The organism is Kitasatospora sp. NPDC001261 (assembly GCF_042896795.1).
In the GTDB taxonomy this organism is placed as follows: Bacteria; Actinomycetota; Actinomycetes; order Streptomycetales; family Streptomycetaceae; genus Kitasatospora.
On the sequence record NZ_JBIAXP010000001.1, the window covers coordinates 1 to 20,177 of the forward strand.

The 20,177-nt window shown below is 70.4% G+C and carries 20 protein-coding genes and 1 tRNA gene; 15 read left to right on the plus strand and 6 right to left on the minus strand.

The genetic code is table 11. From position 1 onward, the window contains the following. Positions 1-133: 133 nt before the first annotated feature. From ACFY4B_RS00005 to ACFY4B_RS00015, 3 genes are read right to left on the minus strand one after another with little or no spacing between them, the layout of a single operon-like run. Positions 134-346, minus strand: a complete 213-nt coding sequence (locus tag ACFY4B_RS00005; protein WP_387819542.1) for a DUF397 domain-containing protein — start codon at positions 344-346, stop codon at positions 134-136. Continuing rightward, positions 327-980, minus strand: coding sequence for a DUF5753 domain-containing protein (locus ACFY4B_RS00010; RefSeq protein WP_387966092.1), 654 nt, complete (start codon positions 978-980; stop codon positions 327-329). Before ACFY4B_RS00010 ends, ACFY4B_RS00005 begins: the two co-directional genes overlap by 20 nt. Before the next feature lie 3 nt (positions 981-983). Further along, entirely contained in the window at positions 984-1,157 is a 174-nt protein-coding gene (locus ACFY4B_RS00015; protein ID WP_387966093.1) for a multiprotein-bridging factor 1 family protein, read from the minus strand. A 214-nt stretch (positions 1,158-1,371) separates the two neighbouring features. Between ACFY4B_RS00015 and ACFY4B_RS00020 the strand changes: the two genes are divergently transcribed. From ACFY4B_RS00020 to ACFY4B_RS00045, 6 genes are all read left to right on the plus strand, one after another. Next, positions 1,372-1,806: an ATP-binding protein gene (locus ACFY4B_RS00020; RefSeq protein WP_387966094.1), complete on the plus strand. Its 435-nt coding sequence runs from the start codon at positions 1,372-1,374 to the stop codon at positions 1,804-1,806. Positions 1,807-1,820: 14 nt separating this feature from the next. Continuing rightward, positions 1,821-2,372 (plus strand): hypothetical protein, encoded by a 552-nt coding sequence (locus ACFY4B_RS00025; protein ID WP_387966095.1) that lies wholly within the window; start codon positions 1,821-1,823, stop codon positions 2,370-2,372. An 85-nt stretch (positions 2,373-2,457) separates the two neighbouring features. Continuing rightward, positions 2,458-3,645 carry a cyclophane-forming radical SAM peptide maturase AmcB gene (amcB, locus tag ACFY4B_RS00030; protein ID WP_387966096.1) on the plus strand — a complete coding sequence of 396 codons (1,188 nt, stop codon included), beginning with the start codon at positions 2,458-2,460 and terminating at the stop codon, positions 3,643-3,645. Continuing rightward, entirely contained in the window at positions 3,642-3,872 is a 231-nt protein-coding gene (amcA, locus tag ACFY4B_RS00035) for a multiple cyclophane-containing RiPP AmcA (RefSeq protein ID WP_387966097.1), read from the plus strand. Before amcB ends, amcA begins: the two co-directional genes overlap by 4 nt. A 96-nt stretch (positions 3,873-3,968) precedes the next feature. Next, a complete protein-coding gene (locus ACFY4B_RS00040; RefSeq protein ID WP_387966098.1) occupies positions 3,969-4,655 on the plus strand; it encodes a pentapeptide repeat-containing protein in 687 nt (228 codons plus the stop codon). A gap of 24 nt (positions 4,656-4,679) precedes the next feature. After that, positions 4,680-5,411 (plus strand): hypothetical protein, encoded by a 732-nt coding sequence (locus ACFY4B_RS00045; protein WP_387966099.1) that lies wholly within the window; start codon positions 4,680-4,682, stop codon positions 5,409-5,411. Positions 5,412-5,598: 187 nt separating this feature from the next. Here ACFY4B_RS00045 and ACFY4B_RS00050 read toward each other — a convergent pair whose 3' ends face one another. Beyond that, positions 5,599-7,179, minus strand: coding sequence for an MFS transporter (locus ACFY4B_RS00050; protein WP_387966296.1), 1,581 nt, complete (start codon positions 7,177-7,179; stop codon positions 5,599-5,601). Positions 7,180-7,384: 205 nt separating this feature from the next. On the opposite strand from ACFY4B_RS00050, the gene ACFY4B_RS00055 reads away from it, so the two are divergent. Beyond that, positions 7,385-8,377, plus strand: a complete 993-nt coding sequence (locus ACFY4B_RS00055) for an Lrp/AsnC family transcriptional regulator (RefSeq protein WP_049651562.1) — start codon at positions 7,385-7,387, stop codon at positions 8,375-8,377. A 64-nt stretch (positions 8,378-8,441) separates the two neighbouring features. Here ACFY4B_RS00055 and polA read toward each other — a convergent pair whose 3' ends face one another. Beyond that, entirely contained in the window at positions 8,442-11,129 is a 2,688-nt protein-coding gene (gene polA, locus ACFY4B_RS00060; RefSeq protein WP_387966297.1) for a DNA polymerase I, read from the minus strand. A 224-nt stretch (positions 11,130-11,353) separates the two neighbouring features. On the opposite strand from polA, the gene ACFY4B_RS00065 reads away from it, so the two are divergent. From ACFY4B_RS00065 to ACFY4B_RS00090, 6 genes are all read left to right on the plus strand, one after another. Beyond that, positions 11,354-11,866 (plus strand): PaaI family thioesterase, encoded by a 513-nt coding sequence (locus ACFY4B_RS00065; RefSeq protein ID WP_380738784.1) that lies wholly within the window; start codon positions 11,354-11,356, stop codon positions 11,864-11,866. 601 nt (positions 11,867-12,467) lie between these two features. Further along, positions 12,468-13,694 (plus strand): branched-chain amino acid ABC transporter substrate-binding protein, encoded by a 1,227-nt coding sequence (locus ACFY4B_RS00070; protein ID WP_049651560.1) that lies wholly within the window; start codon positions 12,468-12,470, stop codon positions 13,692-13,694. A 177-nt stretch (positions 13,695-13,871) separates the two neighbouring features. Then, entirely contained in the window at positions 13,872-14,801 is a 930-nt protein-coding gene (locus ACFY4B_RS00075; protein ID WP_049651559.1) for a branched-chain amino acid ABC transporter permease, read from the plus strand. Between the two features lie 5 nt (positions 14,802-14,806). Next, positions 14,807-16,738 carry a branched-chain amino acid ABC transporter permease gene (locus tag ACFY4B_RS00080; protein ID WP_375874012.1) on the plus strand — a complete coding sequence of 644 codons (1,932 nt, stop codon included), beginning with the start codon at positions 14,807-14,809 and terminating at the stop codon, positions 16,736-16,738. 8 nt (positions 16,739-16,746) lie between these two features. Continuing rightward, entirely contained in the window at positions 16,747-17,559 is an 813-nt protein-coding gene (locus ACFY4B_RS00085; RefSeq protein ID WP_049651563.1) for an ABC transporter ATP-binding protein, read from the plus strand. Continuing rightward, positions 17,556-18,272, plus strand: a complete 717-nt coding sequence (locus ACFY4B_RS00090; protein ID WP_049651557.1) for an ABC transporter ATP-binding protein — start codon at positions 17,556-17,558, stop codon at positions 18,270-18,272. The genes ACFY4B_RS00085 and ACFY4B_RS00090 overlap by 4 nt, the downstream gene beginning before the upstream one ends. A gap of 59 nt (positions 18,273-18,331) precedes the next feature. On the opposite strand, the gene ACFY4B_RS00095 is transcribed toward ACFY4B_RS00090, so the two are convergent. Next, positions 18,332-18,988, minus strand: coding sequence for an ANTAR domain-containing response regulator (locus tag ACFY4B_RS00095; RefSeq protein ID WP_049651556.1), 657 nt, complete (start codon positions 18,986-18,988; stop codon positions 18,332-18,334). Between the two features lie 92 nt (positions 18,989-19,080). On the opposite strand from ACFY4B_RS00095, the gene ACFY4B_RS00100 reads away from it, so the two are divergent. Both ACFY4B_RS00100 and ACFY4B_RS00105 read left to right on the plus strand, forming a co-directional pair. After that, positions 19,081-19,166, plus strand: a tRNA-Leu gene (locus ACFY4B_RS00100). 100 nt (positions 19,167-19,266) lie between these two features. Continuing rightward, positions 19,267-20,055, plus strand: a complete 789-nt coding sequence (locus tag ACFY4B_RS00105) for a helix-turn-helix domain-containing protein (RefSeq protein WP_387966100.1) — start codon at positions 19,267-19,269, stop codon at positions 20,053-20,055. Positions 20,056-20,177 lie beyond the last annotated feature (122 nt).

The window sequence follows — 20,177 nt, forward strand, 5'->3', positions numbered from 1 at the left end:
AACGCTCGGCTGGGAAACCCCAGCCGAGCGCCTGCATAAACTCGTCGCGGCCTGATCAAACCGACCACATGTTGCAACGACCCCTGGAAACCGCCCTGCGGGCAGCGGGGTCTGAGGCGGTTCACAGGACGCGTCAGACGTCGCCGAACTCTCCGGAGCGGACGGCGGTCACGAACGACTGCCACGCGTCCGACCGGAAGACCAGCGCAGGACCATGAGGATCCTTGGAATCGCGCACCCTTCCGGGGCTCAAGTCATCGACCTCGACACACCCGCCTTGCCCGTTGCTGTAGGAGCTCTTTCGCCACGCGGCGTCAGTCGGATGGTCACCGTGCATGCCGTTCATAATCCTTCCGTGCCTCCCGGATCATGGTTACGCTCTCCGGCCGGGTCAGGGCGTCGACCTGAAGCCGATCGTACTGGGCGGCCCATCTGGCCACGACCTCAGAGTCCCTTTCCAGAAGGCCTCGTCCGAGCGTTTCGGTGTAGCCGACCATCGTGCGAGTGGGCAGGGTCAGCAAGGTGACCGAGTGCGAGAAGGGGCGCGACTCGCCAAGCGTGAACGGGGCGACCTGGAGGATGATGTGGGGCCGTGCCGCCAAGTCCTCCAGGTGTTGCAGCTGGCGGCTCATGACATCCGGTCCGCCGATCTGGCGCCGTAGAACCGCCTCGTCGAGGACCACATGGACCGTCGCAGGACGGTCGAGCAAGCGCTGACGTCCGGCCAGAACCCGCAGCCGCTTGTCCGCCTGTTCCTGTGTGGCTTCACCGCGCCGGACCGGCGCCATCTCGTACGCCGCACTGTAGTCCGGGTGCTGGAGTATGCCGGGCACCATGTCCAGTTCGAAGATCCGAATGGCTACGGACTCCCGCTCTTTGGCCGCGTACTGGTCGAAACCCTCGAACAGAACCCTCTGTCCGGCCTGACGCCACTCCCGTTCGAACTGATCTGTTCCGAACGCCCCATCAATTCTCTTCACGAATCAACTAGTTGGAGGTTTCCGCCCAGTTTCGACAGCGGAGATGTGGACGGAAGAGTACCCGGCAAGGCCACCCAGGTGTTCCTGCGTCCAGCCCCTCGCCTCTCTGGCCTGACGAAGAAGCACGCCGAACTTCGCGGTGGGCGAGGAGTCGGGGTCGAGTTCCTTCCGGTTCATGATCGCTAGCAACTCTCCCTTCTGATTCGAGAAGTTGAAGACATGGCCAATGCTAGGCCACAGTGAGTGCCCTGGGTAGTCGCATCACTACGGAACGGATTGACGCCGTGACGTGCGAGCCCCAGCAGACACCGAAGGACACCGCTCGAAGCCGACCGAGCCGGTCAGACCTCACACCCTTCACACGCCCCTCCGCCCCTTGAGGTGCTCCCCCATGCCCACTGCTCGTCGCCCCCGCATGTTCGTCGCGTGCCTCGACTCCTGCATCGAATCCACGCCCTTGGCCCGGTACTTGCTCCGCGCGTACCTCTCCGGCCTGCCCTCCGGCGACCGCTACGCCGACACCGCCGAACTCCTCCTCAGCGAGCTGTTCGCCAACGCCGTCCAGCACTCCGACGCGCCGGACGACCGCCACATCGAGATCCGCTTCGCCCTGATCAACTCCCGCCTCCGACTGGAAGTCCACGACGCCGGCAGCGGCCGACCGTCCCTCCACACCCCCACCCCCTCCGACGAGCACGGACGCGGCCTGTTCCTCGTCAACGAACTCGCCGAACGCTGGGGCTGCACCTCCCGACCCGACGACATCGGCAAGTTCGTCTGGGTGCTCATCGCCCCGGCCCCCATCTCCGCCCTCGCCACCGCCTGAAAGCCGTCACCCCCATGCACCTCACGACCCTGGCCCGCCACGCCCTCTCCCGGGGCCGCACCCCCGCCGACACCTACGCCCTCCTCGCCAAGCGCACCCACAAGCCCCTCCCCTCCGCCCGCGCCGTCTGCCTCGCCCTCACCATCCCCCACGCCGAAACCACCCGACGCCTCAACGACTGCTACGACGCCCTCCTCGCGAACCCCCGCCCCGACACCGAAACCGACACCGGCGAACTCCTCGAAGCCCTCGGCGTCTTCGACATCCCCAAGTCCCTCACCGACACCGAACTCGCCGTCGTCGACCACCTCCTCACCGCCATCGACGCCCACGGCAGCCTCCGCCCCGGCCACCACCACGGCCTCACCCGCTGGTTCACCACCGGCAACCTCACCACCGCCTACCTCTCCCTCACCACCACCCACCCCATGCCCCGCACCGGCAACCCCACCCTCTACTGGACCACCCTCACCACCGCCGGCGAACTCCTCACCACCACCCACCACTCCGAGACCCGCATCAAGTACGCCCTCGCCCACTGCCGCGCCCAAGCCACCCGAACCTGAGAACCCCACCACGTAGGAAGTCGGCCGGTCCGACTTCCTACGCAACAGCCCAGCCCCGGAACCACGCAGAACGGAGAGGGCCACTGTGAACCCCACGACAGTCCCGCAGGAGACCGCCCTACTGCGCCGCTACCGACACCGGATCCACCGCGTTCCCCGAAACCTGGTGATCCAGCCGACCGGCTTCTGCAATCTGGACTGCACGTACTGCTACCTGCCCGACCGCGATGCCAAGGCACCCATGCCGACAGCGGTGGCCGAAGCCGTCGCACGGTCGGCGGGCGAGTTGGTGGGCGAGTCGGTGGGCGGCCACTCCCGAAAGCCCCTCGGGCTGATCTGGCACGCCGGAGAGCCGCTGGCACTCGGGCGGCGGCGGTTCACGGAACTGCTCCGGCCGTTCGAGGAACTACGCCGCGAGGGCCTGCTGGAGCACGCCGTCCAGACGAACGCCACCCTGCTCAATGACGAGTGGTGCGACCTCCTGACCGGGTACGGGTTCCGGGTCGGTGTCAGCGTCGACGGCCCTGCGGACCTGACGGCGCGACGCATCGACCGCAAGGGCCGCCCGGCGTTCGACCGGATCATGAAGGGAATCGAGCGACTGCGGCGCCACGGTGTCCCCTTCTCGTTGATCGCCGTAGTCAGCCGGGAGACCATCACCCATCCCGATCGGCTCCTCGACTTCCTCGCCGCGCTCCGGCCGGTCAGTATCGGCCTCAACATCGAGGAGTCGGAGGGCGTCAACACCGAGCGGCACCCGCCCACCCGCGAACAGGCCGTCGAGTTCTGGCGCAAGGTCCTTGCCTGGTCGCGCCGTCAGCCGGGCGGCACCGCCCCGGTACGGGAACTGGAACGCCTCGGCCGGTACCTGCGGATGAGCCGCGCCCAGCGGCCCGACCGTACGCACCTGAGCCGCGCGGACCCGCTGCCGACCATCGCCAAGAACGGCGACGTGTTCCTGCTGTCACCCGAACTGGCGGGTGTCACCGCACCCGCCTACAACGACTTCCGGGCCGGGAACGTCCTCGAACAGTCGATCGGCGCCATCCTGGGCCAGGCACACCGACTGACCTACGTGGGCGAGTTCCTGACCGGCCTGGAGGAGTGCGAGTCCACCTGCGAGTTCTTCGACTACTGCCGGGGCTCACAGGCCGGGAACCGCTACTTCGAGCACCAGACCTTCGCCGTCGCCGAGACCGACTACTGCCGCGTCACCGAGCAGGCCCCGGTCCTGGCACTGGCCGCCACCGTACGCGAGGAGCAAGGCACGTGACCGTTCTGGAACAGCTCGCCGCCGACGACGCCCCCGCCGTCGCGGATCTGATCGCCGCCGTCACCATGTCGGACGGGACGCCCACGATCGAGTGGGGCAACCAGCCGACCTGGGACAACAGCGGCGGAGGCCCGTGGGACAACGCCCCGTCCTGGGACAACTGGCAGAGCGCCCCTTGGGACAACTGGAACAACGGGCCGTCCTGGTCCGACTGGTCCAACCGCTGACAGCACCGGCAGCACAATAGGGCCCTCCTCCCACCCCGTCGGCCCGCCGCCTCCCGGGGCAGCGGGTCGGCGCCCGATCATCGACCGGAGAACCGCGTGCCCACCCGCCACTACGGCCGTACCACCATCACCCTCCCGGACTTGGACGACGACCCCTACCTGGGCGTCATCGCCTCCCCGCCCAGGCCCGGCAGCACCGTCACCGAGTTCCGCTACACGGATCAGGACATCCGGGACCTCGACCTCACCGAGGCCGATCTGCGCAACGGCATCCTGCACAACGTCTCCGCCCAGCGCACCACCATCGAGAACGTCCGCTTCAGCTCCGTACAGATCACCGCCAGCGATCTCGGCGTGCTCCACCTGAGCGGCAGCAAGGCTTCCCGCACCCTGTTTCGCGGCTGCCGGCTCATGGGCTCAGCCATCACCGGCGCCGTCCTGGACAACGTCCTGTTCGAGAACTGCCGCCTCGACTACGCCACCTTCGACCGGATCCGCGCGAGCGGCCCGCTGGTCTTCGACCGGTGTGTGCTCACCGAGGCCGCCTTCACCAGCTGCGACCTCACCGACGTGGTGATGCGCGACTGCACGCTGCTCGCCACCGCGTTCGGGACCGGCACGTACAAGGGCCTCGACCTCAGCGGCAGCGACCTGTCCGCCGTTCGCGGCGTCGGCAACCTGCGGGAAGCCGTCGTCAGCCGCGCCCAGCAGCTCCAGATCACCGACGCCCTCCTCGCCGAACTGAACGTCACCTACAGCGAGGACCTGCCGCAGAGCCGCTGACCACCACGCGAAGGGAGAGCCCATGTGGGGCCGTTCATCGTCTTCACCGACTACGCCGAGCTCCGCGACCGCTGCGAGATCGCCACCGTGGCGGTCGCGTACGGCCGTCCGGCCCACGAGGAGGGGGCTGTGGTCCCGGCCGGCCCGTGGACACCCATCGGCCCCACCGAGGCCGAACTCCTGCGCGCACCACGCAACGCCCCGGAAGCCGAGGCCGTAGAACTCGTCGCCTTCCCCGCCCTGCGCCCGCCGGAGACCATGGACGCCCCCTGGTGGACGGTCCGCCCGCCGTTCACCCCCACACCGCGCACCCGCTACGCCAACCACGCCACCAGCCCCGCAGGCGACCTCACCGTCACGGCGGACCCCGCGAACGGAAAGCGGCTCGGCATCCACCTCGACAACTGGGACCGGCTTCCGTACGCCCGACGCCGGTTGTCCCGCCGCAGACTGTGCTTCAACGCGGGCCCGGGCTCCCGCTACCTCCTCATCGGCGACACCGACGTGTCGGCCATCTGCCGGCGCCTCGGCAGGGACGACCCGGCGCACCACCCGCACACCGACGACATCCGCGCCTACCTGCGCGCCGGGCACCCGCTCCGCTGCCTGCGACTGCGGATCGACCCCGGCGAGGGGTACCTCGCCCCCACCGAACTACTGCCCCACGACGGCTCCACAACGGACCTCCCCGAGCCCTCCACCGCCGCGTTCTGGCTCGACCACTGGCCGATCGGGGCGTTCCCCTCCCCGATCTGACCGACCGGACACGAGGCCGGCTGCGACGGGTGACACCGCGGACCGCCGCCGTCGGCGGGAGAACGCGTGCGCAGGAAGTCGGCGGGGCCGACTTCCTGCGCACGCGTTGGGGCGGTCCGGACGGCGAAGGGCGGCCACCGCACCACGGGGATCGCCCCGGAGCGCCGGTCGGCCTAGCCGGCCGCTGTCACGGGGTGCGCTGCGGCCCCTGGGTGGACGCGCTGCCCGCGGTGACGAGGACGGGGCCGGCGGCGGTCCGCGGCGCCGGGGCTCCGGCGCCGCGACGGCCGGGCGCGGCGGGCGCAGCGGGCCGCAGGAGGACGGCGCAGGCGAGGGCGGCCAGCAGGGCGAGCGAGGCCGACACGACCAGGCAGAGCTGGAGGCCGTCGAGGAAGGAGCCGCTGAGCGCGCTCAGGGCCGGCCTGGTGGCGGGGCCGAGGTCGAGCCCGGCGACGGCGCCGAGGCCCTGTTCCCGGGCGACGGCGAGGACGTGGCCGCCGGTCTCCGTGGGCACGCCAGCGTCGGTGAGGCGGCCGGGCAGGGCGTCGAGGGCGCGGGTGGTGAGGAGGGTGCCGAGGACGGCGGGGCCGAGGGCGCCGCCGAGCTGGCGGAAGGCGTTGTTGCCCGCCGCGGCCATGCCGGCCAGGTGGTGCGGTACGGAGGAGACGGCGGAGGCCGTCATCGGGGTGAGGACGGCGCCGATGCCGAGGCCGAGCAGGACCAGGCGCCAGGCGAGCGACCCGTACGAGGTGGCCGCGTCGACGCCGGTCAGCGACAGCAGCGAGCCCGCCATCACCACCAGACCGGTGGTGATCATGACCCGGGGGGAGACCCGGTGCATCAGCCGTCCGACGGGGACGCCCGCGACCAGGGACGTCCCGGACACCAGGACCATCCGCAGTCCGGCCTCCCACGTGCTCAGGTGCTGCACCAGGCCGAAGTACAGGCTCAGGACGAAGAAGAAGCCGATCAGCCCCAGGAAGCTGATCATGGCGACCAGCGACGTGGCGGCGAAGGCGGGGCTGCGGAACAGGGCCAGGTCGAGCATCGGGCTGTCGCTGCGGCGCTCCACGAGGACGAACGCGACGGCGCTCACGGCGCCGATCACCAGGGCCGCCACCACGGAGGGCGTGCCGAAGCCGTCGGCGCCGCCCTCGATCACGCCGTAGACGACGGCGGTGACCGTGACGGCCGCGCTGATCTGCCCGGGCCAGTCGAGCCGTCGGCCGTGCGGCGCCCGGGAGTCGGGCAGCAGGAAGGCCGCGACGACCAGTACGACCAGGGACACCGGGATCGGCAGGAGGAAGATCCAGCGCACCGCGACGTGCTGCTGCAGCAGCCCGGCGATCAGCGGTCCCATGGCCAGCGAGGCCAGCATGGACATCGCCCACAGGCCGATGAACCTCCCGCGCTCCCGGTGGTCGGGGACGGCGTGGCTGATCAGGGCCAGCGTGGTGGGCAGCAGGGCCGCCGCACCCAGTCCGGAGGCCGCCTGCCCGACCCACAGCGACTGCACCGAGTCCGCGGTCAGCGAGACGGCCGCGCCCAGGGCGCAGAAGGCCATGCCCGCCTGGAACACCCGCTTGCGGCCGTGGACGTCGCCCCACACCCCGGTGGTCAGGATCAGCGCGGCCATCGGCAGCACGAACGCGTCCGAGACCCAGGACAGTTGGGAGGTCGAGGCGCCCAGCACCCGCTGGAGCGCCGGGAGGCTCACGGACACGGTGGTCACGGGGAGGTAGGCGACGAAGACGCCCAGGCAGGCCATGACGAGCGTGACGCCTCGTCCGGCCACGGGGCGCTGCACCGTTGCGGAGTTCACGGGGTGGTTCCTTCGACTGCGGGATGCCGCGCGGGCACCGGTTGCTGGGGGCACCGCAAAGCTTCGGCCCCACGGGCGGGGAATCCCCAAGCGATCCCGGTAGACGTACCGGAACCTCCGTTCCGACCCGCACCTGTGTCAGGATTCCTCCGTGCCTGACGATCTGGACCGCAAAATCATCCACGGGCTCTACAGCGCCCCCCGGGTCTCGTTCCGCCGCCTCGGCGAGGTCGTGGGGGTGTCCGAACAGACCGTGGCCCGCCGCTACAACGCGCTGCGGCGCGGCGGGATCCTGCGCGTCATCGGGCAGCGGAGCCCGTCCGCCCACGGGCAGGCGGAGTGGGTCGCGCGGCTGCGCTGCCGCCCGGAGGCCGTGGGGCCCGTCGCCGACTCCCTGGCCCGCAGGCCCGAGGTCGGCTACGCCAGCATCGCCTCCGGCGGGTCGGAGATCATCTGCACCATCCGCTCAGCCGCCGGCACCGGGCGCGACGACGTCCTGCTGCGGCAGCTCCCGCGCGCCGCCTCGGTCCTCGACATGAGCGTCGACCTCCTCCTGCACGCGTTCGGCGCCCCAGACGCGGTCGGCTGGGCCGGCGGGGAGCGCTCCCTGACCGACGAGCAGGTGCGACTGCTGACGGCGGAGCGCCCCGTGGCCGCCGGGCCGCCGCTCGCCCCGGCCGACGAGGACCTCCCGCTCTTCGAGGCCCTGGCGGAGGACGGCCGCGCCTCCCACACCCGCCTGGCGGAGGTCACCGGCTGGTCCACGCCCCGGGTCGCCCGCCGGCTGGAGGCCCTGGAGGCCTCCGGCTCCCTCGCCTACGGCATCGACATCCTGCCGGAGCGCCTCGGCTACGAGCTCAACGCCGTCCTCTGGCTCCAGGTCGACCTGCCCGGACTCGACCGGATCGGCGAGGAGCTCGGCCGGCACGAGGAATGCGCCTTCGTCGCGGCGACCAGTGGCAGGCACAACCTCATGGCCGTCGTCATCTGCCGGGACACCCCCGATTTCTACCGCTACCTCAGCGGCCGCCTGGCCCGCATCGAGGGCATCAGGGGCTACGAGATCAGCATCCGCGTCCGCCGCCTCAAGCAGTCCGTGTCGCTGATCCACCACGGACGGCTGATCCACCCCCCGCTGGGCTGACGCGGGCGCACCGAGGAACGGGCCCGGACGCCTCGCGCGCCCGGACCCGCCCGAAGGCCACCCGTCAGTGCGCGGCGGCCTCCCAGTTCGGGCCGACGCCGACCGAGACGTCCAGCGGGGCGCGCAGCGGGTAGGCGCCCGCCATCTGCTCGCGGACGACGGCCTCGACCCGCTCGCGCTCGCCGGGGGCCAGCTCCAGCACGATTTCGTCGTGCACCTGGAGCAGCATCCGGGAGGTGAGGCCGGCCGCGCGCAGCGCCTCGTCGACCCGGAGCATGGCGATCTTGACGATGTCGGCGGCCGAGCCCTGGATCGGGGCGTTGAGGGCCATCCGCTCGGCCATCTCGCGGCGCTGGCGGTTGTCGCTGTTGAGGTCCGGCAGGTAGCGGCGGCGGCCGAGGAGGGTCTCGGTGTAGCCGGTGGCCCGGGCCTCGTCGACGACCCGGCGCAGGTAGTCCCGGACGCCGCCGAAGCGCTCGAAGTAGGTGTCCATCAGGCCCTGGGCCTCGGTCGGCTTGATGCCGAGCTGCTGCGAGAGCCCGTACGCGGACAGCCCGTACGCCAGGCCGTAGGACATCGCCTTGATCTTGCGGCGCATCTCGGCGTCCACCGCCGCGCCCGGCACCTCGAAGACCTGGGAGGCGACGGTGGTGTGCAGGTCCTCGCCGGAGGCGAAGGCCTCCAGCAGCGCCTCGTCCTCGGACAGGTGCGCCATGATCCGCAGTTCGATCTGCGAGTAGTCGGCGGTGAGCAGCGACTCGTAGCCCTCGCCGACGATGAAGGCGCGGCGGATCGCCCGGCCCTCCTCGGTGCGGACCGGGATGTTCTGCAGGTTCGGGTCCTGCGAGGAGAGCCGGCCGGTGGCGGCGACCATCTGGTTGAAGGTGGTGTGGATCCGGCCCTTGGGCGAGACGGTCTTGAGCAGACCCTCGACGGTGGTGCGCAGCTTGGCCTGGTCGCGGTGGCGCAGCAGGATGACCGGCAGTTCGTTGTCGGTCTGGGTGGCCAGCCAGGTGAGCGCGTCGGCGTCGGTGGTGTAGCCGGTCTTGATCTTCTTGGTCTTGGGGAGCGCGAGCTCGCCGAAGAGGATCTCCTGGAGCTGCTTGGGCGAGCCAAGGTTGAACTCGCGGCCGGCGGCGGCGTGCGCCTCCTCCACCACGCGCTGGATCTCGGCGGCGAACTGCGCCTCCAGCCGGGTGAGCCACTCGCGGTCGGCGGCGATGCCGTAGCGCTCCATGCGGGCGAGCAGGGCGGCAATGGGCAGTTCCATGTCGCGCGTCAGCTCGACGGCGCCGACCTCGGCGAGGCGGGTGTCGAAGAGCGCGGCGAGGTCGAGCACGGCGCGGGCCTGGAGCATCAGCGACCGGGCGGCGGCCGTCTCGTCCTCCTCCGGTGCGTCGAAGGAGAGTTGGCCGCTCTCGGTGGCGGGGGCCGGGGTGAGCGAGCGGCCCAGGTACTCCTCGGCGAGCACCTCCAGGGTGAAGGTGCGGCGGCCGGGCTTGATCAGGTAGGCGGCGAGCGCGGTGTCGGCGACGACGCCGTCGATCGTCCAGCCGCGCTCGGCGAAGGCGCGCATGACCTGCTTGGCGATGTGCAGGGCCTTGGGGGCGGCGGCGTCGGCGAGCCAGCCGGCGAAGGCCCGCTCGTCCTCCTCGGCGAGCAGCGCCGGGTCGAACCAGGCGGCCGTCTCCCCCGCGGCGAGGGCGACTTCGGTGACCTCGCCGGTGCCGAGCGCCCACTGGTAGACGGCGGCGAGGGCGACGGTGGTCTTGCCGTCGGAGGCGTGCTCGGCCAGCCAGGCGGCCAGGGTGCCCGGGTCGGTGAGGAGTTCGCCGTCCACCTCGACGCCGGGGGCGAGTTCGGCCTCGGCGGTGTCCGAGCCGGTGGACGGGTCGATGCCGAAGACGCGGTCGCGGAAGTTGGCGTTGCGGAACTCCAGCGACTCCATCAGGGTGCCGACGGCGTCCTTGTCGAACGGCTTGCGGTCCAGGTCGGTGACGCCGAGCGGGAGTTCGACGTCGCGGACCAGCTCGGTGAGCACCCGGTTGCGCTTGACCGAGTCGAGGTGGTCGCGCAGCTTCTCGCCGATCTTGCCCTTGACCTCGTCGGCGCGGGCGACGAGTTCGTCGAAGGAGCCGAACTGGTTGACCCACTTGGCGGCCGTCTTCTCGCCGACGCCGGGGATGCCGGGCAGGTTGTCGGACGGGTCGCCGCGCAGGGCGGCGAGGTCCGGGTACTGGCGCGGGGTGACGCCGTACTTCTCGGCGACCTTCTCCGGGGTGTAACGGGTGAGCTCGGAGACGCCCTTGGTCGGGTAGAGCACGGTGACGTGGTCGGTGACCAGCTGGAGCGAGTCGCGGTCCCCGGTGACGATGTCGACGTCGTAGCCGGCCGCCTCGGCGGCGGTGGCCAGGGTGGCGATGATGTCGTCGGCCTCGAAGCCCTCGGCCGTCAGCCGGGGGACGTGCATGGCGTCGAGCAGTTCGCCGATCAGGCCGACCTGGCTCTTGAACTCGTCCGGCGTCTTGGCGCGGTTGGCCTTGTAGTCGGGGAACTCGACGGAGCGGAACGTCTGCCGGGAGAGGTCGAAGGCGACGGCGAGGTGGGTGGGCTGCTCGTCCCGGACGGTGTTGGCGAGCATCGAGGCGAAGCCGTAGACCGCGTTGGTGGGCTGGCCGGTGGAGGTGTTGAAGTTCTCCACGGGCAGGGCGTAGAAGGCCCGGTAGGCCATCGAGTGCCCGTCGAGCAGCATCAGCCGGGGCCGCGGGCCGGCCCCGCCGCCACCCGTCGCGCCCTTGTCCGTACTCTGCGTAGCCACGTCAACGTCCGTTCCTGCCGATTCCACTACCGGCCACCGATCCTATGGCCCGGCACCGACAAAAAGGACGCCGCGCCGGTCCGGCCACCGCTGCTACCTATGAGTAGGACGGTCGTACGATCACAGGCGGCACACCCCCGAGCGGCAGGAGTTCCCCCATGACCGACGCGGTCCCCGACACCGCCCCCGAGACCGTCCCCGGCACCGCCCCCGACAGCGCGCACGACGGCACGCCCGTCCTGAACGTCCCCCAGGACGTGCTGGACCACTTCGCCAAGCTCGGCGTGAACGCGCAGACCTTCTCCGGCGGCCACCTCGGCGAGAAGCTCGGCATCCGGATCGTCGAGGCCTCCGGCGACCGCGTGGTCGGCACCATGCCGGTGGAGGGCAACCAGCAGCCGTACGGGCTGCTGCACGGCGGCGCGTCGGCGGCGCTGGCCGAGACGCTGGGCTCGATCGGGGCGATGCTGCACGCCGGTCCCGGCCGCTACGCGGTCGGCGTGGACCTCAACGCCACCCACCACCGCTCGGCCACCTCCGGGCTGGTGACCGGGGTGGCGACGGCCGTGTTCAAGGGCCGCACCGCCGCCACCTACGAGATCGCGATCACCGACGACACCGGCCGGCGGATCACCAGCTGCCGGCTGACCTGCATGCTGCGCGACCTCTGACCGAACTCCGAGGCGTGACAACGTCCGCACAGCGGACCGGAGTTCACTCCGGACAACATCAAGTCCCTTTTCCGCCCCCTTGTTTGACCTTCCGCCACCTTGGGCAGGCGTTGGTCTGGACAAGGGGGCGTTCACATGTCCGGGCGCGGTCGGCACACATCCCGCGCTCGTAACGCTGCGTAACAAGTAGGAAATCCGATCAATTGCCGGTTCCGAGGCCTTCAGGCGCCCCGGGGCCACTCGGCCGCGCCCCCGTTGTCCGCAATGCGGACGCTCAAGGTCGGAAGCAGGGCATCGGACACGAGCGTCCGATAATCGGCGCTGCCAGCTGCAACCCCCATTTCTGGGCCTTACATCGCCCTACCAGCGCGTAAACGCCCGCCATCTCGGGATCGATCGAACCGGAACGACCACATGGTGAGACAAATACTCCGTGTGCTCATAACAAGAGAATCACAGCCTGCGCCCAGTACTGCCCGAGTCGCCCAAGGGCATCTAGAGTCACGGCCAGTCACCGCGCCATTCGATTGGGCCAGGCCCTCCGCGCACTCCGGCTCCCGCCACTCCGGCGCGGGCGCCTCCTGAACCGAAGGGGACCCTCGTGCGTCACCGTTCAGCAGTTGTCGTGAGCATTGCCGTTATCGGTGCCCTCAGCCTCAGCGCCTGCGGCTCCCGCGGAGAGAAGAAGGCCGACGGCGGCAACTCCAACTCCGGCTCCACCACCGTCGTCATCGGCGTCGACTCCCCGCTCACCGGCGACCTCTCCGCCCTCGGCCTCGGCATCCGCAACTCCGCCGACCTCGCGATCAAGAAGGCCAACGAGACCAACGAGGTCCCCGGCGTCAAGTTCGAGATCAAGGCCCTCGACGACACCGGCAAGCCCGCCCCCGGCCAGCAGAACGCCACCCAGCTGGTCGGCGACCCCAAGGTCCTCGGCGTCGTCGGCCCGCTCAACTCCAGTGTGTCGCAGTCGATGCAGCAGATCTTCGACGACGCCAGCCTGGTCCAGGTCTCCCCCGCCAACACCGGCGTCGCCCTCAGTCAGGGCGAGAAGTGGGCCAGCGGCGAGAAGAAGCGCCCGTTCACGTCCTACTTCCGCACCGCCACCACCGACGCCGTCCAGGGCCCGTTCGCCGCCCAGTTCCTCTACAACGACGCCAAGAAGACCAAGGTCTTCCTGATCGACGACCAGAAGACCTACGGCGCGGGCCTGGCCGGCACCTTCAAGGGCGAGTTCACCAAGCTCGGCGGCCAGCTCGTCGGCGAGGAGCACGTCAACCCCGACGACCGCGACTTCGCCGCCATCGTCACCAAGGTCAAGAGCTCCGGCGCCGAAGCCGTCTACTACGGCGGCGAGTACCCCGCGGCCGGCCCGCTCTCCCTCCAGCTCAAGGAGGCCAACGTCAACATCCCGCTGATGGGCGGCGACGGCATCCAGAGCGGCGACTTCATCAAGCTCAACCCCAAGAGCCAGGGCGACTACGCCACCGCCGTCGGCCTGCCGGTCGAGAGCCTGGACACCGCCAAGAAGTTCATCGCCGACTACAAGGCGGCCGGCTACAAGGACGCCTACGAGACCTACGGCGGCTACTCGTACGACAGCGCCTGGGCCATCATCCAGGGCGTCAAGCAGGCCGTGAAGGACAACAACGGCAAGGTCCCCGACCGCAAGGCCGTCCGCGACGCCGTCCAGAAGGTCAGCTTCGCCGGCGTGACCGGCACCGTCTCCTTCGACGAGTTCGGCGACACCACCAACAAGCAGCTCACCGTCTACACCGTCAAGGACGGCAAGTGGGCCGTGGAGAAGTCCGGCACCTTCAAGGGCTGATCCAGGGCCGGTTCAGGGACTGGCCGAAGAACCGCCCTACCGACTGACGCCCAGTCACCACCGGCACCGCCGGCGCCACTTCACCACCACCACGCGCGGGGGCGCCACGAGTGCCCCCGCGCGCACCCACATCCACCACCCACGCGGACACCCCGAACGCACTACGGAGGCCCAGCGGTGCACGACCTACCGCAGCAGCTGGCCAACGGCCTGATCCTCGGAGCCCTCTACGGGCTCGTCGCGATCGGCTACACGATGGTCTACGGCATCGTCCAGCTCATCAACTTCGCCCACGGCGAGATCGTCATGGTCGGCGGCTTCGGCGCCCTGACCGCCTACCTCGCCCTCCCCGGCGGCACCACCCTGTGGCTGGCCCTGCCGCTCATGCTGATCGCCGGCATCCTGGTCTCCACCCTCACCGCCGTCGCCGCCGAGCGCTTCGCCTACCGCCCGCTGCGCAACGCCCCACGGCTCGCCCCGCTGATCACCGCGATCGGGCTGTCCATCCTGCTCCAGCAGCTCGTCTTCTCCTTCTACCCGGACGCCAAGAAGGCCCGGGTCTTCCCCAAGATCCCCGGCGACCCGTTCAGCCTCGGCTCCGTCACCATCCAGCGCAGCGACCTCTTCCTGATCATCGCCGCCCCGCTGTGCATGCTCGCCCTCGGCTGGTTCGTCACCCGCACCCGCTCCGGGCGCGCCATGCAGGCCACCAGCCAGGACCCGGACACCGCCAAGCTGATGGGCATCGACACCGACCGCATCATCGTCATGGCCTTCGCCATCGGCGCCGCGTTCGCCGCCGTCGCCGCCGTCGCGTACGGGCTGCGCAGCGGCCAGGTCGACTTCCGGATGGGCTTCATCCTCGGCCTCAAGGCCTTCACCGCCGCCGTCCTCGGCGGCATCGGCAACATCTACGGCGCCATGCTCGGCGGCCTCGCCCTCGGCCTCGCCGAAGCCCTCGCCACCGGCTACATCCAGCACCTGCCCGGCATGCACCTCTTCGGGGGCGGCGCCTGGAAGGACGTCTGGGCCTTCGTTCTCCTCATCCTCGTCCTCCTGATCCGGCCCCAGGGCCTGCTCGGCGAGCGCGTCGCGGACAGGGCGTGACCACCATGACCACCACCCACACCGAGACGACCCCGGTCATCCCGCTGCCGGCCCGCGCCGCCGCCGCCGTCACCGGACTCGGCGCCCTCGCCACCGCCGCCTCCGCCGCCATGTCCTGGACCTGGACCTCCGACTTCCCCGGCGACCTCACCTACTACGGCTCCCCGGCCGGCCTCCAGTGGCTCGCCCTCGCCGCCGGCCTGCTCACCCTGGTCCTGCTGCTCGCCGCCCAGGGCGTCCCCGGCCTGCGCTGGGCCGCCCCCACCCGCAGCAACAACGCCGTCCTGTACGCCGCCACCGGCGCCCTCACCGTCGCCGTCTACGCGGTCGCCGCCATCTCCTCCGAGCTCGGCGGCACCACCAACCTCGAACCCGGCGGCTGGGTGCTCGCCGCGGGCGGCCTGCTCGCCGTCCTCGGCGCCCTCGGCCTGCCCCTCGACCGCCGCACCGCCGTACCGCTGCGGATCCTCGACAGGCGCCTCTTCCTGCTCGTCCCGGTCGCCCCCGCCGCCTGGTTCGGCGCCCACGCCATCCCCGGCGACAAGCCGGTGGCCCCGGTCATGACCGCCCTGTCCGGCGGCCTCGCCATCGCGGCCGGCGTCGTCCTGCTGCTCCAGCTCGGCCACCTCGCCAACAGCGGGCTGCGGCTGGGCCGGATCGACCGCCCGCTGGCCGCGCCGCGGGCCCTCCCCTCCTGGGTCGAGGTGCTGCTGATCGTCCTCGCCTTCGGGACCGGACTGTTCGCGATCACCTTCGGCATCGACACCGAGTACGGCGAACTCTTCACCGGCTACCTGCTGTTCGTCGCCCTCGCCGTCCCCGCCCTGACCAGGTCCGGCCTGCTCGCCCGGCTGCGCGCGCTGACCGTCAAGCACCGCCCGGTCACCACCGGCGCCGCCTTCGCCGCCGCCGCCGGCTTCCCGTTCACCCAGACCAGCGACCAGTACACCTCGGTCGCCACCAACATCCTGATCTTCGCCACCGTCGCCCTCGGCCTCAACATCGTCGTCGGCCTGGCCGGCCTGCTCGACCTCGGGTACGTCGCCTTCCTCGGCGTCGGCGCCTACGCCGCCGCCCTGGTCTCCGGCTCCCCCGCCTCGCCCATCCACGTCCAGTTCCCGTTCTGGGCCGCGATGCTCACCGGCGCCGTCGTCTCGATGGTCTTCGGCGTCCTGATCGGCGCCCCCACCCTGCGGCTGCGCGGCGACTACCTCGCCATCGTCACCCTCGGGTTCGGCGAGATCTTCCGCATCACCATGCTCAACCTCAACGGCACCACCGGCCCCAAGGTCACCAACGGCTCCAACGGCATCCCGCGCATCCCGGACCTGCAGATCCTCGGCTTCGACCTCGGCAAGCCGCACACCGTGGCCGGCGTCGAACTCGGCCGCTTCTCCAACTACTACCTGCTGATGCTGCTGGTCACCGCCCTGGTCGTGCTGGTCTTCGCCCGGGTCGGCAACTCCCGCATCGGCCGCGCCTGGGTCGCCATCCGCGAGGACGAGACCGCCGCCGAGGCCATGGGCATCAACGGCTTCCGGCTCAAGCTGCTCGCCTTCGCCCTCGGCGCCCTGCTGGCCGGCCTGGCCGGCACCGTCCAGGCCCACGTCAGCTACACCGTCACCCCCGACCAGTACACCTTCGCCGAGGCCCTCCCGCCGAACTCCGCCTTCCTGCTCGCCGCCGTCATCCTCGGCGGCATGGGCACCATCAGCGGCCCGCTGGCCGGCGCCACCCTGCTCTTCCTCATCCCGAAGAAGCTCGAGTTCCTCGCCGACTACCAGCTCCTCGCCTTCGGCGCCGCCCTCATCGTCCTGATGCGGGTCCGCCCCGAGGGCCTCATCCCCAACCGGCGCCGCCAGCTGGAGTTCCACGAGGCCGCCGTCCCGGCCCAGGCCTCCGGCGAGCCGACCGCACTCACCAAGTCAGGGGCGTGACCGACCCGATGACCACCACCACCGCCGCACCCCTGCTCGAAGTCACCGGCGTCACCATGCGCTTCGGCGGCCTCACCGCGGTCAACGACGTCTCCCTGACCGTCGGCGAGGGCGAGATCATCGGTCTGATCGGCCCCAACGGCGCCGGCAAGACCACCTTCTTCAACTGCCTCACCGGCCTGTACGTGCCCACCGAGGGCGCCGTCCGCTACCGCGACACCCTGCTGCCGCCCAAGCCCCACCTCGTCACCCAGGCCGGCATCGCCCGCACCTTCCAGAACATCCGGCTGTTCGCCAACATGACCGTCCTGGAGAACGTCCTGGTCGGTCGGCACACCCGCACCAAGGAGGGCATCTTCTCCGCCATCCTGCGCGGCCCCGGCTACCACCGCGCCGAGGCCGAGAGCCGCGAGAAGGCCATGGAACTCCTGATGTTCACCGGCCTCGCCGAGAAGGCCGACCACCTCGCCCGCAACCTCCCGTACGGCGAGCAGCGCAAGCTGGAGATCGCCCGCGCCCTCGCCTCCGAACCCGGCCTGCTGCTGCTCGACGAACCCACCGCCGGCATGAACCCCCAGGAGACCCGGGCCGCCGAGGAACTCGTCTTCGCGATCCGCGACAAGGGGATCTCCGTCCTCGTCATCGAGCACGACATGCGCTTCATCTTCAACCTCTGCGACCGCACCGCGGTGCTCGTCCAGGGCCAGAAGATCGTCGAGGGCGACCGCGAGACCGTCCAGAACGACGAACGCGTCATCACCGCCTACCTGGGCGCCCCGCTCGAAGGCACCACCCCCGCCGTTACGGAGTCCGACCAGTGACCGCACTTCTCGAGGTCGAGGACCTCCGCGTCGCCTACGGCAAGATCGAAGCCGTCAAGGGCATCAGCTTCACCGTCGAACAGGGCGAGGTCACCACCCTCATCGGCACCAACGGCGCCGGCAAGACCACCACCCTGCGCACCCTGTCCGGCCTGCTCAAGCCCACCGCCGGACGGATCACCTTCGACGGCCAGGACCTCTCGGCCGTCCCCGCCCACAGGATCGTCGCCCTCGGCCTCGCCCACTCCCCCGAGGGACGGCACATCTTCCCCCGGATGACCATCGAGGAGAACCTCCTCCTCGGCGCCTTCCTGCGCACCGACGCGGCCGGCATCACCGCGGACGTCGAACGGGCCTACACCCTGTTCCCGATCCTCGGCGAACGCCGCCGCCAGGCCGCCGGCACGCTCTCCGGCGGCGAGCAGCAGATGCTCGCGATGGGGCGGGCCCTGATGTCCCGGCCCAAGCTGCTCATGCTGGACGAGCCCTCCATGGGGCTCTCCCCGCTGATGATGCAGAAGATCATGTCCACCATCGTGGAACTGAAGTCCTCCGGTACGACCATCCTCCTGGTCGAGCAGAACGCCCAAGCGGCCCTCTCCCTCTCCGACCGCGGCTACGTCATGGAGACCGGCCGCATCGTCCTCTCCGGAACGGGCGCCGACCTCCTGCACGACGAGTCCGTCCGCAAGGCCTACCTCGGCGAGGACTGAGCCCCTGCACGCGGAAGGGCCCGGCAGAAACGTTCTTCTGCCGGGCCCTTCCCTCACGCCTACTCGGGCTTGGCCTCTTCCGCCTTCTTGCGGTCCTGGGCCTCGCCCTCCTCGATGACCGCCTCGGCCACCGCCGCCATCGTCATCCGACGGTCCATCGACGTCTTCTGGATCCACCGGAAGGCCGCCGGCTCGTTCAGCCCGAACTTGGTCTGCAGCACGCCCTTCGCCCGGTCCACCAGCTTCCGGGTCTCCAACCGCTGGCTGAGATCCCCGATCTCCTTCTCCAGCGCCCGCATCTCGGCGTACCGGGACACCGCCATCTCGATCGCCGGCACCAGGTCCGACTTCGAGAACGGCTTGACGATGTACGCCATCGCCCCCGCGTCCCGCGCCCGGTCCACCAGCTCCCGCTGCGAGAACGCCGTCAGCATCAGCACCGGCGCCAGGTGCTTGTCGTGGATCTGCTCGGCCGCGGACAACCCGTCCAGCACCGGCATCTTCACGTCGAAGATCGCCAGATCCGGCTTCAGCTCCTCCACGAGGCGCACCGCCGTCTCCCCGTCGCCGGCCTCACCGACGACGGTGTACCCCTCCTCCTCCAGCATCTCCTTCAGATCGAGACGAATCAGCGCCTCGTCCTCGGCGATCACAATCCGGGTGATCTGGGGCGTATCGGTCTCAAGCGGCTGCGCCTGCTCGTCGGCGGTGCTCACGGGGCTCCTAGTTCCGGCGGGGTACTGCATGCACGAGGGTACCTAGCTGCGCCCGACAGCGCTCACAGGGTATCCTTCACGGGCGCGAACCAGCCGGGTTGGTGGAAGGGCAGACACGATCGCCTCAAAAGCGATTGCCTGAAAGGGCGTGTGGGTTCGAATCCCACACTCGGCACCAGATTTTCCTCATATTCCCAGGTTTTGGGGATTTCACCGTATCCAGTGGATCACATCCAACGTGCCCACGGGCCGGGCTGTCACGTCCCATTCTGGCGCACATGACCACACTCTCTGTGCGCGAACAGGCCGTCCACCTCCTCCGTCGAGGTCTCAGCAACGCCGAGGTGGCCCGCCGCCTCCGCGTCCCGAAGGGCACTGTCTCCTGGTGGAAGCATCAGGACCTCGCCAAACGCGACGAACTCCCCGGCCGCAAGCGCTCCGCGTGCGTGCACTGCTACGGCGACGAGCTGAACCGATCCGCCTACTCCTACCTGCTCGGCCTGTACCTCGGCGACGGCCACATCCTGCTGCCCAACGAGTACCGCAGGACCCAGAGCCTCCAGATAACCTGCGACGACAAGTGGCCGGGCGTCATGGATTCCGTCGAACAGGCGATGCGTCACGTCCTCCCCGACAACAAGCCCTGCCGGGTGCGCCGCACCGGGTGCCACGACATCAAGATCTATTCGAACCACCTCACCTGCCATTTCCCCCAGCACGGCCCAGGCAAGAAGCACGAACGCACCATAGCCCTGGAACCCTGGCAGCAGGAGATCGTGGACGCCCACCCCTGGGAGTTCCTGCGCGGCCTGATCCATTCCGACGGGTGCCGCATCACCAACTGGGCCACCCGTACGGTCAACGGGGTCCGGAAGCGCTACGAGTACCCGAGGTACTTCTTCACCAACACCTCGACCGACATCATCGGCCTCTTCACCGCCGCCCTCGACGCCGTCGGCGTCCAGTGGAAGGCCTCGATCCCCCGCCCCACCGGCCAGGTCAACATCTCCGTCGCCCGCAGGGAGTCCGTCGCCCTCATGGACGCCCGCATCGGCCCCAAGTACTGACGGCGGGGCGGGCCCGCGGGGGCCCCCCCCCCCGGGGGGGCCCGCCCCCCCCCGGCCCCCCCGGGGGGGGGGGGGGGGGGGTGGGGGGCGCGGGCCCCCGGGGGGGGGGGCCGGGGGGGGGT